The sequence below is a fragment of the Ignavibacteriales bacterium genome, from assembly GCA_020635255.1.
In the GTDB taxonomy this organism is placed as follows: domain Bacteria; phylum Bacteroidota; class Ignavibacteria; order Tepidaquicellales; family Tepidaquicellaceae; genus JAEYVS01.
Genome location: JACKAC010000001.1, coordinates 1,611,778 through 1,628,591, shown reverse-complemented (window position 1 = coordinate 1,628,591; position 16,814 = coordinate 1,611,778). Strand labels below are relative to the sequence as shown.

At 40.4% G+C, this 16,814-nt stretch carries 12 protein-coding genes; 5 read left to right on the top strand and 7 right to left on the bottom strand.

The window, feature by feature from the left end; genetic code table 11:
- From xth to H6614_07335, 6 genes are all read right to left on the bottom strand, one after another.
- Positions 1-765, bottom strand: coding sequence for an exodeoxyribonuclease III (gene xth / locus H6614_07360; protein MCB9243471.1), 765 nt, complete (start codon positions 763-765; stop codon positions 1-3).
- 7 nt (positions 766-772) lie between these two features.
- A complete protein-coding gene (locus H6614_07355) occupies positions 773-1,489 on the bottom strand; it encodes a M23 family metallopeptidase (protein MCB9243470.1) in 717 nt (238 codons plus the stop codon).
- Positions 1,490-1,527: 38 nt separating this feature from the next.
- Complete coding sequence (locus H6614_07350; GenBank protein MCB9243469.1) at positions 1,528-1,983, bottom strand: rhodanese-like domain-containing protein; 456 nt, start codon at positions 1,981-1,983, stop codon at positions 1,528-1,530.
- Between the two features lies 1 nt (position 1,984).
- The gene (locus tag H6614_07345) at positions 1,985-4,234 is read right to left on the bottom strand and encodes an aconitate hydratase (GenBank protein MCB9243468.1); all 2,250 of its coding nucleotides are present in this window, start codon (positions 4,232-4,234) and stop codon (positions 1,985-1,987) included.
- Positions 4,235-4,249: 15 nt separating this feature from the next.
- Positions 4,250-6,379, bottom strand: coding sequence for a thioredoxin domain-containing protein (locus tag H6614_07340; GenBank protein MCB9243467.1), 2,130 nt, complete (start codon positions 6,377-6,379; stop codon positions 4,250-4,252).
- 76 nt (positions 6,380-6,455) lie between these two features.
- Positions 6,456-8,009 carry a DUF3808 domain-containing protein gene (locus H6614_07335; protein MCB9243466.1) on the bottom strand — a complete coding sequence of 518 codons (1,554 nt, stop codon included), beginning with the start codon at positions 8,007-8,009 and terminating at the stop codon, positions 6,456-6,458.
- A gap of 144 nt (positions 8,010-8,153) precedes the next feature.
- Here H6614_07335 and H6614_07330 point away from each other — a divergent pair, with 144 nt between their 5' ends.
- Complete coding sequence (locus tag H6614_07330) at positions 8,154-9,710, top strand: T9SS type A sorting domain-containing protein (GenBank protein ID MCB9243465.1); 1,557 nt, start codon at positions 8,154-8,156, stop codon at positions 9,708-9,710.
- Between the two features lie 228 nt (positions 9,711-9,938).
- Positions 9,939-10,238, top strand: coding sequence for a hypothetical protein (locus H6614_07325; protein ID MCB9243464.1), 300 nt, complete (start codon positions 9,939-9,941; stop codon positions 10,236-10,238).
- Between the two features lie 57 nt (positions 10,239-10,295).
- Here the strand turns inward: H6614_07325 and H6614_07320 are convergent, their stop codons facing one another.
- Positions 10,296-11,549: a cystathionine gamma-synthase family protein gene (locus H6614_07320; GenBank protein MCB9243463.1), complete on the bottom strand. Its 1,254-nt coding sequence runs from the start codon at positions 11,547-11,549 to the stop codon at positions 10,296-10,298.
- 197 nt (positions 11,550-11,746) lie between these two features.
- Between H6614_07320 and H6614_07315 the strand changes: the two genes are divergently transcribed.
- The 3 genes from H6614_07315 (at position 11,747) to H6614_07305 (ending at position 16,790) form a co-directional block, all read left to right on the top strand.
- Positions 11,747-14,017: an HDIG domain-containing protein gene (locus H6614_07315; GenBank protein ID MCB9243462.1), complete on the top strand. Its 2,271-nt coding sequence runs from the start codon at positions 11,747-11,749 to the stop codon at positions 14,015-14,017.
- The gene (xerD, locus tag H6614_07310; GenBank protein MCB9243461.1) at positions 14,018-14,914 is read left to right on the top strand and encodes a site-specific tyrosine recombinase XerD; all 897 of its coding nucleotides are present in this window, start codon (positions 14,018-14,020) and stop codon (positions 14,912-14,914) included.
- A gap of 94 nt (positions 14,915-15,008) precedes the next feature.
- A complete protein-coding gene (locus H6614_07305; GenBank protein ID MCB9243460.1) occupies positions 15,009-16,790 on the top strand; it encodes a T9SS type A sorting domain-containing protein in 1,782 nt (593 codons plus the stop codon).
- Positions 16,791-16,814 lie beyond the last annotated feature (24 nt).

Here is a 16,814-nt window from a genome sequence, read left to right as displayed (position 1 = left end):
TTATAGTTTAATGTCGATGCTTACGGGGCAGTGGTCGCTTCCCATGACCTCGGGATGTATGCGGGCGTCGGTTACTTTATCCGCTATGTCATTGGACACCATGAAGAAATCTATTCGCCAGCCGGTATTAGTATCGCGTGCGAAAGTGTAATTATCCCAGTACGTGTACATGCCGGGCTTATCATTGAACTTTCTGAAAACGTCGGTGTACCCGAGGTTGATTATCTTGTCCAGCCATTCTCTTTCTTCAGTAAGAAACCCGCTATGTTTACTCCACTGATCGGGTTTTGCAACATCTATCTCTTTATGCGCGGTATTATAATCACCTGCAACTATGACGCCTTTTCTGTCTTTGTATTTTTTATTGAGAAGGAAGAAAAGTTCATCATAAAAGTCCAGTTTATAAACAACCCTGTCAGGTCCGCGTCCTCCATTCGGAAAATACACATTAGCCAGTACGAAATCTTCGTACTCAGTGAATATTATTCTTCCCTCGCTATCGAAACGGGGATTGTTTAGTCCTTTAACAACCTTAATTGGCTCAATGGATGAATATGTAGCAACGCTGGAATAACCTTTTCGTTCAGCAGAGAACCAGTAGGATTTATAACCGTTGACATCCTTGAGTTCAGCAGGGATCTGGTCCGGCTGGATCTTAGTTTCCTGCAGGCAAAAGATATCACCATTACATTCCTTTAACCAATCCAGGAAGCCTTTTTTATGAACAGCCCGTATGCCGTTCACATTCCAGGAGTATATTCTTATCGCGCCTTTATCTTTCTTCATGTGTCGAATAATATTTTTCTTTTGTTCTCCATATGTCATCGATAATGGGTTCGGGGTACGGATAACCTTTTACAGATTTCAGCAACGCCACGTGGACGTGTGTTTTTCCGCCGGGGAGTATGGTCTTACGCCCGGTTCTGCCAACTTCGCCTATCTTGTCTCCCGGGTTTACCAGGTCTCCGGGGAGTACACTTACAACCGAAAGATGCGAATAATAAAAATATTTATATGTTGCCGGGTCGAATATCTTGACATACTGCCCTCCGCGTAGAAACGAACCGGGTCTCCATGTTGTATCGATTGCAACCACTATCCCGCCGGACATGCTAACAACATCGACCGGCTTTCCCGTCGAGTCATCCAGGAGGTCTTTATTGCTGTCTAAGATAAAAATATCATGCGCAGGGTGTCCCTTTGTATCCGATCCCTGAAAATAATCGTATGTGCTCAACCTGTAATCATTTCCATTGTCTCTGTGCGAGACGGATGTGAAGTTTTTTAGCGGGAAAACCCAATCAGATCGGTTAGCATACCTGCCACCTTTTGCGATGAAGTATTTTACGAGAGCTCTTTCGTATAGCTCGAGGAGTTTAGCGCCTTCTTCTTTATCTATCTGTACAAAGATAATATTTTTATCGAGGGCGTCCCATTTATTGCAGATATCATAATCGACGGAATCAGATTGCGGGAATGCATTTCCCAAGCACAGGAACAGAAATAAAATATAAAAACAAAAACGCATTATTCAATGTTATTTATTACACGTTTACCTTCTGCTTGCCATTGCTTAATACCACCTTTGACAAGTATGGCTTTGAAGCCGTTTTTCTTCAAGATCTCAACAGCTTTCCCTGCTCGTACATCATTGTTTGAATGGACAAGATATGTATGGTCATCATAAAGGATCTTTAGATTTTCCTCAAATTGCCCGGAGTTTACATCGAGATTCAGAGAATTTGGAATGCTTATTGAATCATATTCGGCAACGGTCCGGACATCCAGGACAATATAGCCCGGTAATTTCATCATATCTTCAAGCTCTGTGACAGAAATCGTATCCGGGGTCAAATTACTAGATATGGAATCCATATCTGTAAATTCCGATTCCAAATCTTCATCACTCTCCTCGCATGAAGCCAATGAGAGCGCGATAAAGCAACATAGTAAATATATCCCATGACTAAGATGTTTCAACATATTAGGTCGTTTGTTTTGCGATCAGATTAAGCGCGGATCCGGCTTTAAACCAATCGATCTGTGTACGATTCATTGTGTGCATCAGTTCTATGTTGTCACTTGTTCCGTCAGAGTGCTTTACAGACATCATGACAGATTCATTTGGTTTTAATTCGCTTATGTCGATATCCAGCATGTCGTCTTCTCTTATCAGATCATAATCTTCAGGTTTCAAGAATGTTAGCGGGAGGATGCCTTGTTTTTTGAGATTTGTCTCGTGGATACGGGCGAATGATTTCACGATCACTGCTCTTGCTCCAAGGAATCTCGGCTCCATCGCCGCGTGTTCTCGGGAGGAACCCTCACCATAGTTTTCTTCGCCAAGTGCTACCCAGCCGATACCATTGGCTTTGTAATCGCGTGCCACTGCCGGAACTTCTCCGTATTCACCAGTGAGAAGGTTCTTTACGCTGTTCATCTTGTCATTGAAATAGTTTATGGCACCGATGAACATATTGTTGGAAATATTATCCAGATGCCCGCGGTATTTCAGCCATGGACCCGCCATTGAAATATGGTCTGTAGTACATTTACCCTTTGTTTTTATAAGCACCCGTAAATCCTTAAAATCCTTATCCAGATCGGGAGCAGGGAATGGACTGAGCTTTTGGAGACGCTGGCTATCGGGGTCGATTATTACTTCGATTCCGGAGCCGTTTTCAGCCGGGGGAATATATCCTTCTTCACCTTTCTCAAAGCCTTTGTCGGGAAGTTCCTTTCCAACAGGTTCATCCAGCTTGATCATTTCACCCTTGTCATTAACCAGTGTATCCGTTAATGGGTTAAATGTCAGCGTGCCCGCAAGAGCAAACGCCGTTACTATCTCAGGTGAAGCTACAAAGGAGTGCGTGGCGTAATTCCCGTCGTTTCTCTTAGAGAAGTTTCTATTGTATGAAGTTAAGATAGAGTTCTTTTCACCTTCTTTTACGTCATGACGTTTCCATTGACCGATGCAAGGTCCGCAGGCGTTAGCAAGAACCATCCCGCCGATTTTTTCGAATTTCTCTATCTGTCCATCACGTTCGATCGTTGCGCGTATCTGTTCAGAACCAGGTGTAACAACGAATTCAGATTTTGCTTTCAGACCTTTTTCGATTGCCTGTTCAGCAATAGATGAAGCGCGCTCCATATCTTCATAAGATGAGTTAGTACAGCTTCCGATCAGAGCAACCTTTAGTTCCTCGGGGTAGCCTTTTTCTTTAACGGCATCTTTAAATTCCGAAATCGACCAAGCAAGGTCGGGAGTATATGGTCCGTTAATGTGCGGTTCGAGTGTCGAGAGGTCTATCTCGACTATCTCATCGTAATACTCATCACTACCTGGATCGGGTCTCAAGTAATCTTTTAATTCGTCAGCCATCTGAGCAACTTCTTCTCTGCCGGTAGCTTTAAGGTATTCCGACATTTTATCACCGTAGGCGAATAGGGAAGTCGTAGCGCCTATCTCCGCACCCATATTACAGATTGTGCCTTTTCCCGTACAGGATATACTATCTGCTCCTTCGCCGAAATATTCAACGATTGCCCCTGTACCACCTTTAACGGTTAGGATACCTGCGACTTTGAGGATGACGTCCTTTGGAGAGGTCCAGCCGTTCATTTTCCCGGTGAGTTTGACACCAATCAATTTCGGGAATTTCAGCTCCCACGGTAATCCTGCCATAACGTCCACAGCATCCGCACCGCCAACACCTATTGCTACCATGCCGAGACCGCCGGCGTTTGGCGTGTGGGAATCCGTTCCTATCATCATCCCACCTGGGAAGGCGTAATTTTCAAGAACTACCTGGTGAATGATGCCTGCGCCGGGTTTCCAGAAACCAATGCCGTATTTTTTCGAGACACTTCCGAGAAAATCGTAAACTTCTTTGTTAGTGTCCTTTGCTCTCAACAGATCATCATGTGAACCGACCTCTGCCTGTATCAAGTGATCACAGTGGACAGTTGTCGGGACAGCGACTTTAGGAATATCGGCTGACATGAACTGGAGAAGAGCCATCTGCGCCGTTGCATCCTGCATAGCAACCCTGTCCGGTGAGAAGTAAACGAAGTCTTTAGCCCTTTCACAGGGTTTCTCAAAATCATCGGTTAAATGTGCGTATAATATCTTTTCAGCGTAGGTCATAGGACGTCCAAGCTTTGCCTTAGCATCGTCAACTTTGAATTTATAATCTTTGTAAAATGATCTTATCAGATCAATATCGAATATCATATATCCTCCGAAACTTTATGTTGATATAGTGTTTGTTTCTAAACTGTTTAACGCTTCCTCCAGCTTTTCTACCTCATCGATAGGGAGGTCGCACTTATAATTTTTACAAATGTAAACTTTGTTTTCTTTGTCAGACCTTACTATGTTTTCAATAAACGGCGAAATGTTTTTAATAGAATCTTCTGCATATAAAAGCAACTTTGCTGGTATAAATGTGTTATTAATTCTTTTCAGGAATTTTTCAAACTTTTCATTCCTATCCCCGGAGAGAATTATCTCGACGGAACCCTTCATATAAAAATACAGTGCGAAGAGCATCTGCGGGCTGGAGAAGGGTGCTCTATCAAGGTCTTCATAGAAAAATTCAAGACTTTTTACTGCTTTGTCCGTGAGAGAATTGTCTTCAGTGATTATGCCGAGTTTGAGCATATTTAAGATCTGGATAGAATTCCCTGCCGGTTCGGCTCCATCATAGGATTCCTTTGTTTTGAGTATAATATCTTCCGGAGAGCCGGCTACATCGAAGAATCCTCCGTTTTCATTATCATAGAATTTCCCGACAGCTGTATTGTTGAGTTCGATGGCTTTGTTTAAATAGTCAATATTAAATGTAGCTTCATATAAGTTAATCAAAGCCTGTATCATGTAAGCATAATCTTCGAGTGAACCCTCGAAGCGGGCGTCTCCATCACGGTATCGGTGAAGAAGGGCACCGTCTGTATAAAGATTAGTCAAAATAAACCGGGCAGAGTTTTCTGCTGAAGTAAGGTATTTTTCATCACCTGTTACTGTGAAAGCTTTAGTAAAAGAAGATATCATAAGAGCATTCCATGAAGTAAGTATCTTGTCGTCCAGATGCGGGCGCGGTCTTTTTTCTCTTTCTTCGAGAAGTTTAGTCTTGGATTCTTTTAAAATATCCAGCACTTCATTCGCAGGTTTGTTAAATAGTTTCGCGAGGTCGTAAATATCTTTTGAAATGAATAGTACATTCTTGTTCCCGAATACTTCATGCGGGTCGTTCAGTGTATTACCGTTAGGCTGTGTGCCGAAGTAGTTGTTGAGTATCACCCCGTTCTGGTTCCAGAGAGCTTCGTTTATCTCGTCCTGTGTCCAGAGATAAAATGCGCCTTCTTCTTTGTCATCCGGTTTATCCTCATGCAGAGCGCTCTCGGCATCCTCAGCTGAATAGAATCCGCCATCGGGTGAAGTTAGATATTTCGAAACATATTCCAGCGTTTTTTCAGCAACGCCGAGAAACAATTCTTTTTTTGTAATAAGGTATGTATCCAGATATGTATTAACCAATTGTGCCTGGTCGTAAAGCATCTTTTCGAAATGCGGAACACGCCACACCGGGTCAACGGAATATCTGTGAAAACCTCCGGCAAGGTGATCGAACATCCCTCCACGGTACATTTTGTGAAGAGAAAATGTTACGATGTCCAAAGCTTCTTTATTCCCGGTAGAGAAGCAATAAGCAAGCAGGAAGTCAAAGACGACCGGGCGAGGGAATTTATTTCCCGTACCAAAGCCACCCTCATCAAAATCAAATATGCGCTCGGATGTCTCGAAGCATTTATCGAAAACAGTTTCAGAAAACTTTTCGGTGACAGGAGCTTTCTCGTTTATGTTTTTTTCTAGCAGGTCAACTATCTTGTCACTGCTTTGTATTACTTCTTCCTTTTTATTAGTCCAGACCTTATGAATTTCTTCGATCACATCTTCAAACCCGGTTCGTCCGTATTTAGCTTTTGGCGGAATGTATGTCGCTCCGTAGAAGGGTTTCAGATCAGGTGTCAGGAACATGCTCATTGGCCATCCACCTGCTCCGGTCATTGCCTGCAATGCGATCATATATATTCTGTCGACGTCCGGCCTCTCCTCACGGTCGACCTTGATATTGACAAAATACTTGTTCATTAACTCGGCAATCTCGGGATCTTCAAAGACCTCACGCTCCATTACATGACACCAATAGCAAGTAGAATATCCAATGGATAAAAATATTGGTTTGTCTTCTTTTTTAGCTAACTTGAATGTTTCTTCATTCCAGGGATGCCATTCGACGGGATTGTATGCGTGCTGTAATAGGTAGGGGCTTTTTTCGTTTATCAGTGGATTAGGCTTGGCATTGTTCGTAACCATAATCCCTAAGATAACGATTTTTCAGGTATTAATAAATGCAATAGCGCATCATATCCCTATAAAGCGAAAATGATAATCAACTGTTAATATAGCTTTTCAACCTGATCTCGAGCAGTGACCTCAGGTCGTAATCACCATAATCGTATATTTTATCAAACATTTCATTTGCCTTTCCTTTATTTCCTTTCCTTGTATATATCTTACCTAGCTCAAAATACGCGTGCGGTATCATCCATTTTTCGAGGTCCGGATCGAGTTTTGTACAGCGTGTGAAGTAATCTATTGCAAGATCATCATTACCGGAATAAACATGAGTATGACCCGTTTCAGAATACAGTCTAATTTTGTCATCATCATTTAATGTCGTAACCTTATCGGAAGCAAGGATATTGTTAAGAATTTGCAGGGCTTCAGTGTATTTAGAATCATATCTCAGATTCATTGCTTTTAGTAATGACATATCGAACTCATTCATAGGTTTATCTATCAACTTTTTTGAATACTTAAGGAAAATCTTTTCAGCTTCACCATCTCTCTCATCGATAAAATCTTCACGAGTCTCGCGGTAGTAATTAAGCGCACGGTCTCTTTGTCCTGTCATTTCATATGCGATACCAAGATGGAATAGACTGATATTATACCTGTCTTCGTAGTTGACATGCTTTAGATGTTCCTCGAAGTATTTAGCCGCATTGTCAAAATCATTTTTTCTAAAATAAGACATACCCAGGACGAAGTTAGCGCCTTTCATTATTTCATTTTGAAGGGAGTGGGTATTTAGTTCAAGTGACAAATTAGCCTGTGCGATTGCATCATCGTTTTTACCCATTTGCTGTAAAATATTAGCATAAAAAAGCCGGAAAAGGGGACTTTCGGGATACTTCTCGGTGAGTTCCTTAAGCATGCGCTCGGTTTCACCATTGTCTTCCTCTCTTTCCCTTAATGAGAAAATAGCGAGGTAAACTTGTGATTCGACTTTTGTAAATTTGCCATTGTTTCGGGAACGTGAGAGCATACCTCTTCCTTCTTTTAGATCTCCATCAAACCCTATAATCGACATCAGCCATTGAAATTTTTCCGGAACGAATGAAATTGCAATTTTGTAAAGTCCCAATCCCATATATGCATCATTGAAAGCAGGATCTCTTTCTGTGATCTCACTTAATATTCTATAGCCTGAGTTTCCGTCTGAAGCCGCGGAGAGTAGACTCTTATTCAAACTAAGGAGTAAAAGAGAGCGGTAGCTGTATGTCTGTCCTTTGTAAAATAGTGCTTCGATGTTGTTGTCATTTTTATCGAGTAAGTCATCGCACTTCTCGATAACCTTTTCTGAACTTAGAATATATTGCTCATATATCTTTTCATCACGCGAAGCCATGGCAGTATGAAACAATATCAAAGATTCATAAAAGAAACCTTTCGGGTCATTTGGATATTCTGTTTGTGCTTTCCGGAAGTAGCTAGTTGCGTCATCGAATTTGAGGTAGTACATATCTTCCAGCCCCGCGAAAATAAGCTCATCTATGCGCATATCAATAGCAAGTTTACTTCTATGCTCAAAAATAGGGTTATTTGCCTGTAAGGGAATAATAAATACTAATGTGAAAAATACGGACAAAAGATATCTCATAGATGATTATTATTTATCAATTTAGGTTATAAAATCCTGATAAAAATAGTCAAAAAGGGGGTTCTAAAAAATTTTTTTGGATAGTGTGGACTAAAAAAATCTTTGCAGGCATTGTTTTTAATAGCTATATTACTATAAAATCAAATGGGAGGAATAAATATGTTCGGAAAATTCAACCGATTTAACGTTGTTCTTTCTTTGTTGTTAGTAGTTTCTGTTGTTTTCTTCTACGGTAGTTTCTTTGGGTTTAGTGATGATCCTGATTATCTTGCGTCACAGGAGAATCTAAATCTATCGACGGAAGGAAATACACTTTTTAATATTCCTTATGAGCGTCCTGTTTACACATTGCAAACTGACGCTGCTGACACAATTACTCTTAATGCGAATCCAGGTCCATCCAATAATGGTGGTGCGACCGGATATGCAATTTTCGCAAATCTTGTTGCGGGATCCAATAATATTATTGTTACCCAGATGAGTTCAGGTAACACCGCAACTGCAGGTGCAAGTTTTACAGTTGAAGTATTTACACGTACAGGGAATGCATTAGGCGGTCCCGTAGGTTCAGGACCGGGAAGTTCTTCTGCTGGATGGACATCTCTAGGTACTGTCCCTGCTACCCAAGGTGCAACGTCCCAGGGAATTTCGGAACTCTTTAATATACCTCCGATAATGGTACCGGCTGGTGATACTGTAGGTGTTGCATTCCTATTTACAGGTGCAGGTCCAAGATATTTCGGTACAGGTACGCCACCTTACAGTACATACTCAGATACCAATATTACATTAATAACCGGTGATTCACGTACAGCTCCTTTTACTACAACAGGAAGTTTCTTCTCATCACGGGCTCTTACAGGTGTGATAAGATATGTTGTTGATGCTCCTCCTCCTCCAGGTAATAGCCTGTGCTTTAGCAGGGGCGGCATCTGGGTATCGATTCCCGACAATATGACAGGAACAGCAAGAGACACCATAAAGGTACCTAATAACATGGGGGCTCTTGATGATATCACAGTTGTAATGGATACCGTTATCCATACATGGGTCGGTGACCTCATATTCGATCTCTCACACGGTGGTCAGGTTGATACACTGTTTGCATGGATGGGAACCGGTTCTTTCGGTAATAGTGGAGATAATCTATTTGGTATTGCTTTAACAGACTCTTCAAACAATCCAATTGTTAATACTAACGGTAGCAATACAGTTCCTCCTCCGGCCGGACAATACTTAGCCGGTGGTAGATCAGGTGTTGACTCTCTGAAGAAGCACTTTGTAAGAGCAGTTGGTCCGGCTTCAGACATTCAGGGTAACTGGGTACTTACAATGCATGACAGAGCCAGTGGTGACACAGGTTCACTTAGAGCATGGCATATTTGTTTCTATAGCGGAACCATTACCCAAATTATCTCTAATAACAATCAGACACCAGATAGATATGTATTAGGACAAAACTATCCTAATCCATTCAACCCATCGACAAAGATCAACTTCTCAATTCCAAAAGCAGGTCTCGTAAGCCTGAGGGTTTATGATATGCTCGGAAGAGAAGTCAAAACATTAGTAGCTGACCAGCTAAGTGCGGGTGAGTTTGCAGTGGACTTTGACGGATCGAACTTGTCAAGTGGTACTTATTTCTACAGACTCCAAGTTGGAGATTTCGTAGAAGTTAAGAAAATGGTACTACTGAAATAAAGTATATATAATATATAAAAAAAGAGCGTTTTCCATAAACGCTCTTTTTTTTTGCATATTCGATTTTAAGATTCAAATTTATTTTGAACAAACGAGGGGTTGTTCCTGTTATTGACTTATTTTATTACAGAATGTCATTATCGCCTCAGGAAATGTAAAAATTTATTATCTTTATTTTCCAAAAGGACATAGCTATATTAATGCTTTTTAAAACCAAATTTCTGTTTAATGTCAAAAATTATATTTGAGATCAACTATAATATTAACCCGGAAAAGAGAAGTGAGTTTCTTTCACTTGCTGAAAAGCTTACGAATCATATAAATAATGAGCTAGGTAAAGATTATGGAATTTACGAGAATAAGAAGGGCTCAAACAATTTTTCGGAAATATATATATGCAAAGATGAGGAAGAATATGAAAATATCGAGGATAACAATGACGATACAGTAATGGAAATTACCGAAAAATTATATAAGGATATAATTACTGACGGTAAAGCTACATACAGTACCAAATACGGAATTTAATATTACTCTAATATATTAGCTATTAAAGACGGTTTCCTCGAGATCGTCTTTTTTATTTTATACCTTTTGTAACGCCTGCTCTATATCCCATATCAGATCGTCTGCATTCTCTATCCCGATAGACAACCGTATAAGCTTTTCTGTAATAAACATATCTTTTCGTTCATTCTCGTCTACGTCAACATGCGTCATTGTGCAAGGATGTTCTGCGAGGCTTTCTGTTCCCCCCAGGCTAACTGCCAGCTTTATCAGTTTAAGATTATTAAGGAATGTAAAAGCTTCTTTTTCCCCGCCATTGATATCGAACGAGATCATTGCTCCGTCACAATCATATTGCTTCTTGTATATCGAATAGGCAGGCTCATCGTCCGGCGTAATAAATCCCAGGTAGTAAACTTTCTCGACCTTTGGATGTTCTTTAAGGAATTTTGCTACCTTTGCAGCATTCTGCGCTTGAAGTTCCATCCTGATCTTAAGTGTCTCGAGACTTCGCATGAGAAGCCATCCTGTCCATGGTCCGCACATATTTCCCAAAAAGGTACGCAGAGTCTTTATCCTTGAAATCAATTCCCTTGATCCGAGACATGCACCTGCTATAACATCACTATGCCCTCCTATATATTTTGTTGCCGAATACACAACAAGGTCGGCTCCGAGCTGTAAAGGATGCTGCCATAGGGGACCCATATATGTATTGTCAACCGCAAGAATAACTTCTTTATCATCTTTTGAATATTTATTCGCAATTTCCTTACAGCATTGGATATCAATGAGAGCATTTGTGGGGTTTGCGGGCGTTTCAATATATATCATTGCGAGATTTTGAGCATAACCGGATTTTTCGATCAAGCCTATCACTTCATCTTTTAGCATCCCCGCTTTTACTCCGAGAATATTGATATTGAATTTTGTCAGAACATGTTTGATAAAGTGATCGGTGCCTCCATATAGTGGTGATGAGAAGACAAGCAGATCACCCGGTTTTAGAAATTCGAGAAAAATGGTCGAAATTGCCGACATTCCGCTTTCAAAAACAGCACAATCCTCTGCTTTATCCCAAAGTGTTAACCTGTTTTCGAGTATTTCCAGATCAGGATTATTGATACGGCTGTATATAAGCCCCATATGTTCATTCGGTTTCTTTTTTCTGTGTCCATAAGCCACCTCAAAAAAAGCTTTACCTTCTTCGGCCGTTTTAAATGCAAATGTTGAAGTCTGGAATATAGGACATTTTACTGCGCCCTCAGAGAGTTCCGGATCATATCCGTATGACATCATCAGGCTTTCCGGTTTTAGATCATTTTTATCCATGATGTGTTAAATTTTATTGTATGTGCAAATAATAATTTACCATTATTGGTTGATAATCTTAATTCAAAAATTAGGTTAGACACTCAGTATAGGAAATTATTTAACCTTAATTATAATTATATTTCTAATTACATTTTAATAACAATTTTAGCTAAATATTTTAAAAACAAATTATTGAAGTAGTATACGAGTAAGATATGGCTACTGCTGTTAGGAAAATAAAGGACTTTTTCACTGTTCCGCCGGGCTTTGATTTCAGGACGAATATCGGAGTCAAGATCGGGATTGGTATTGTTACGTGGATAATTATTATCCTTTTCCTGCCCAGCTATAAATCAATCGAAACGCAGTACGAGATTGGGACTATATGGTCAAATGAGGACCTTATTGCGCCGTTTTCCTTTCCTGTATATAAGGACGACCAGGATTATGAAAATGAAAAGCAGGAGGTCATAAATAGTGTATCACCGATATTCAAAGAAAGCGGACTGCAGGAAGCCAGCGTTAAGTCTCAATTGAGTAATTTCTTTGATAAGCTGGATAATATTCTTAATAAAGCAGAAGTTCTCCAAAAAGATAATAAGGGCGATATTAATTCTGAGCTTCTCGACGAACAGAAGGATAAGCTTTTTGTTGAGTTTTCCCCGGAGGAATGGCGGGCTTTGTTTTCATATTACAAAGGAGATCTAAGCGGTGAACGCATTTCCTACGGCAGGCTAAAGGAAGATCTGTCGTTATATCTTCAGGAACTATCCAAGAACAAAATCACCGATAAGAGTAAGTCTGATATTAAATCAGAGACAGTCTCTGTTATTATAGGTAATAACAAAGTACTGTCTTCGGAGAATGTTAGCGATATATTCGATAAAGAGCAGGTGGTCGAAATGGTTAACTCAAAATTTACGCCCCTGCTTTCCAATAATGAACTAAGCGAAGTTGTACGAAAAATAAGTAATGTATTCTTAAAACCTAGTCTTGTCTACGATGAAAACCTTACTAATCTTGAGATACAGACACGTATCGATGCAATCCCCAAAACCATCGGAATAGTTCGCGAGAACGAAAGAATAATAAGTAAACATGACCCCATTACCAGACAGACAAAACTTAAGCTCGATTCTTATAAGAAGGTCAGACTCGAAAGAGTAGGAGTGCAGGATTACTTCGTGCAGTATATTGGGAAAGCCTTAATGGTGCTTATACTTTTGCTTTCATTCGTATTCTTTTTAAGGTATATCAGGCCGGAGGTTTTTGCCGACAACCTCATGCTTATTCTGATCTCCTCATTGATCATACTTCAATGTTTCTTTGCTTACCTGAGCTTGCAAGTAGTGGTCAATGCCCCGGTAGAACTATTAATATTTGTGCCTGTTACTTCTATCTTACTTACGATCATTTTTGACTCCAGACTTTCATTTTACAGTTCGGCAATAACATGCTTCCTGATTGCCGCCGTAAGGGGAGGAGATTTTACAATTGCGTTCATTTCCTTCTGTGGAGCTGTTCTCGCGATATTCAGTGTAAGGGATATGAAGAATCGGAACCAGATATTCCGCTCGTTTTTCTTCATTCTTATTGGTAATTCCATTTCTATACTTGCTATATCACTCGACAGGGTACAGGATACCAGTCAGATCTTGAGCCATTTGTTATTTGGAGCGATAAATGCTATAATGTCGCCTGTAATAGCATACGGTCTGCTGATCTTTTATGAAAAGGCATTCAGAATTACAACAGACTTAACTTTAGTAGAGCTGTCGGATTTTAATCACCCGCTTTTGAAAGAGCTTTCATCGAAGGCTCCGGGTACGTTCCATCATAGTATTATAATGGGTAATCTCAGTGAAAAAGCCGCGGATGCGATAGGCGCGAATGGTGTTCTTGCCAGGGTCGGATGCTATTACCATGATATCGGAAAGATAGCAAGACCGGAATACTACGTGGAAAACCAGATGGATAATAATCTACATGACAGGCTTAATCCAAAAATGAGTGCAAAGATAATTATCTCACACGTAAAAGATGGCGTAAAGCTTGCCGAGAAATATAGACTTCCGCAGGAAATAATTAACTTTATACCGATGCACCATGGTACCATACTTGTGTCATATTTTCACAATAAAGATAAAGAGGCTCTCGAAGCGGAAGGGCAGTCGGATGAAATATACCGCTATCCCGGACCTAAACCCTCTACGAAGGAAGCCGGTATAGTGATGCTGGCAGATGCAGTGGAAGCCTCGACACGGGCTATGGATGATCCTACTCCCGGTAAGCTCGAAAAGCAGATCGACAGGATAATAAATGAGCGCCTTAACGACGGACAACTTGATGAGTGTGATCTTACATTAAAGGATCTTACGAGGATAAAACAAAGCTTCCTTGCAATTCTTGTTGGTATTCATCATCACAGAATAAAATATCCTGAAGAGCAAAAGAAACAAACTCAGCAGGAAGATATAGCCATCTAAATGGATTATCGTAAACAGTTCATAAATTTTCTCAGGACAGAAAAGTCACTCTCCGAAAATACTGTGCAATCCTATTCATTCGATCTAAAAAAATTTTCCGACTTTCTAGATACTAAAAAGGTATCGGGAATAGACGAAGCGTCTGAAAAGAACGTCATAGACTTTTTGCGAAGCCTCCGCTCAGTTAAAGATGAAAAACCAATCTCCGAAAAATCAATGGCGCGTATGCTTTCTACATTGAGATCATATTACAGATTTCTTGAATCAGAAGGTGTGATTTCAGCGAACCCAATGGAAAATATTGATTCCCCCAGGCAAAAAAGAGAACTTCCTGAAGTGCTCTCCGTAAGTGAGATAGACTCTATCCTCTCAAAACCGGATGTGAGTGACAAACTTGGCTTAAGAGACAGGGCGATACTTGAGACAATGTATGCAAGCGGATTACGCGTGAGCGAAGTTATTAATTTACAATTATCGGATATCATCACGGATGAAGAGTTTCTAAGAGTAATGGGCAAGGGATCGAAGGAAAGAATTGTTCCGATAGGGAGCTCGGCTCTCGATTGGGTAAAGAAATACGTAGAGGGCTCCCGTAGTATTTTGAGGAATGACAAATCTGAGAATTATTTATTCCTTAATTTTAGAGGGAAGAAGTTATCCAGAATGGCAATATGGGACATTGTTAGAAAATATTGTACTCAAGCGGGTATAAAGAAGGATGTCCATCCGCATACACTCAGGCATTCATTCGCAACACATCTATTGGAGGGTGGAGCGGATATAAGGATCATACAGGAGATGCTGGGGCATTCTGATATTTCCACCACCCAGATATACACTCATATTGATAAGGAGTATCTCATCGAGGTTCATAAGACATTTCACCCAAGAGCCTGATTATTATAAATCCATTTTATTTTTCAAAGATTCTTATAATATTTTGAAGAGTGGAATAAATGTGCGAAAAATAATAAAATAAAATGCTAAGAAAATGAGACGCTTAATTTTTACTTTATTCGTTGTATCTATATTTTTGTCAACTGGATTTGATTTTGGAGATAGGATTATTTCTAATTCTAATAATTCCATCAAATACATCCCTGATGTAATGGGTAATGTTAATCTGCTTGATAACGAGGGGAATATGTTAGTTGTTCATACGGATAATCCCGATTCGTTTCCTATGTATTCGGGTTTCCCTGTTAATATAACAAGTGCTACTACCGCAGAGGGTGGAATATTTTGTAATATGGACGGGGATCCTGAGCTTGAGATAGTGTATAATACCGGTTTATCTGTTCAGGCAAGAAATCTCGACGGATCGAGTGTACCGGGCTGGCCAAAAACTTTAACACAATCAGCGGACGGCGCTCCTTCATTCGGTGATATCGATGGTGACGGCCAAGGAGAGATCGTTGTTGTTTCTCACGGAGCTACGGTCTCATCCGGTGGCACAATTCGTGCATATGAGTTGGATGGTTCTAATGTTACAGGTTTCCCAATAAACCACGGCTATTGCTCCAGAACCCCTGTTCTTGCTGACCTTGATAATAACGGTTCAATGGAAATAATAGTTAATAAGAGAGCAACCGGTGTAAATGAACTATGGGTTTACAAAGGTGACGGTACTGTATATCCCGGCTGGCCAAGATCTTTAAGCCACGTCCCCGGCTCAAGCGCGGCTGTAGGAAATATCGATAATACAGGCGGTCCTGAGATCATAATGGAAGCGTACGATGGTATTTTCGCGTGGCATGCGAACGGAGATTCACTCCCGGGATTTCCATATATGTTAACCAATGGTGATAACACTTCCTATTCCTCACCTGTTCTTGTAGATGTGAACGGAGACAATCAAAAAGAGATTGTATTCGGGACACATGGATCATCAGGCGGTTTTGTTTACATTTTAAAGAATGACGGTACAGTAATGCCGGGCTGGCCAAAAACTACTTCGCAATGGGTATATGGACCTCCAGCCGTAGGATATATAGATAATGATAATATTCTCGACGTTGCAGTAGGTGATCAGGTGGGAAGCGGTTCTCCGGCTGATTTTGTATATGCCTGGAATATAAATGGCACCGCGCTCAGTGGATTTCCGATAGGACCGGTATGGGCTGTTAATGCACAGGTGATTCTTGCAGATATAGACAATGATAATATGACGGAGCTTATCTTTGATGACAATACATCACCACCGGGCAGGTATCTGGCATATAATCATGATGCAACACCCGTCAGTGGATGGCCTATCGAATTTACGGGCAGTTCGTTTTTCAGTACACCTGTATTGACCGATGTAAACAGGGATGGTATTCTGGACATTGCAGGAACGGGAAATGAAATAGTAAGCCAGATAGTTCATATCTATCTATGGAATACAGGAATGCCATATAATACTTCACGTATGTATAATCCGGTGTGGCAATATAATGTACAACATACCGGCGAGTATAATAATAGGACCCTGGTAAACATTAACACGGTCTCAAATCAAACACCGGAAACATTTAAATTATATCAGAACTATCCAAATCCGTTTAATCCTTCGACTAATATTAAATTTGATATTACTAAATCATCTAATGTAAGGCTTACTGTATATGATATGCTTGGCAAGGAAGTAAAAACTTTATTTGCGGGCGATCTGAATGCAGGAAGTTATGAATATAATTTTAATGCTGAAGGACTGACTTCGGGAGTTTATTTCTACAGGCTATTTGCGAACGGTGAAACTGTTGGAGTTAATAAAATGCTTCTTATAAAATAATTATATCCGGGCGGCAGATATGCC

Coding starts and splice junctions, on each gene's coding strand:
- H6614_07350 (MCB9243469.1), bottom strand. CDS start 1,983: ATGTTGAAACATCTTAGTCATGGGATATATTTACTATGTTGCTTTATC.
- H6614_07345 (MCB9243468.1), bottom strand. CDS start 4,234: ATGATATTCGATATTGATCTGATAAGATCATTTTACAAAGATTATAAA.
- H6614_07340 (MCB9243467.1), bottom strand. CDS start 6,379: ATGGTTACGAACAATGCCAAGCCTAATCCACTGATAAACGAAAAAAGC.
- H6614_07335 (MCB9243466.1), bottom strand. CDS start 8,009: ATGAGATATCTTTTGTCCGTATTTTTCACATTAGTATTTATTATTCCC.
- H6614_07330 (MCB9243465.1), top strand. CDS start 8,154: ATGGGAGGAATAAATATGTTCGGAAAATTCAACCGATTTAACGTTGTT.
- H6614_07325 (MCB9243464.1), top strand. CDS start 9,939: ATGTCAAAAATTATATTTGAGATCAACTATAATATTAACCCGGAAAAG.
- H6614_07320 (MCB9243463.1), bottom strand. CDS start 11,549: ATGGATAAAAATGATCTAAAACCGGAAAGCCTGATGATGTCATACGGA.
- H6614_07315 (MCB9243462.1), top strand. CDS start 11,747: ATGGCTACTGCTGTTAGGAAAATAAAGGACTTTTTCACTGTTCCGCCG.
- xerD (MCB9243461.1), top strand. CDS start 14,018: ATGGATTATCGTAAACAGTTCATAAATTTTCTCAGGACAGAAAAGTCA.
- H6614_07305 (MCB9243460.1), top strand. CDS start 15,009: ATGAGACGCTTAATTTTTACTTTATTCGTTGTATCTATATTTTTGTCA.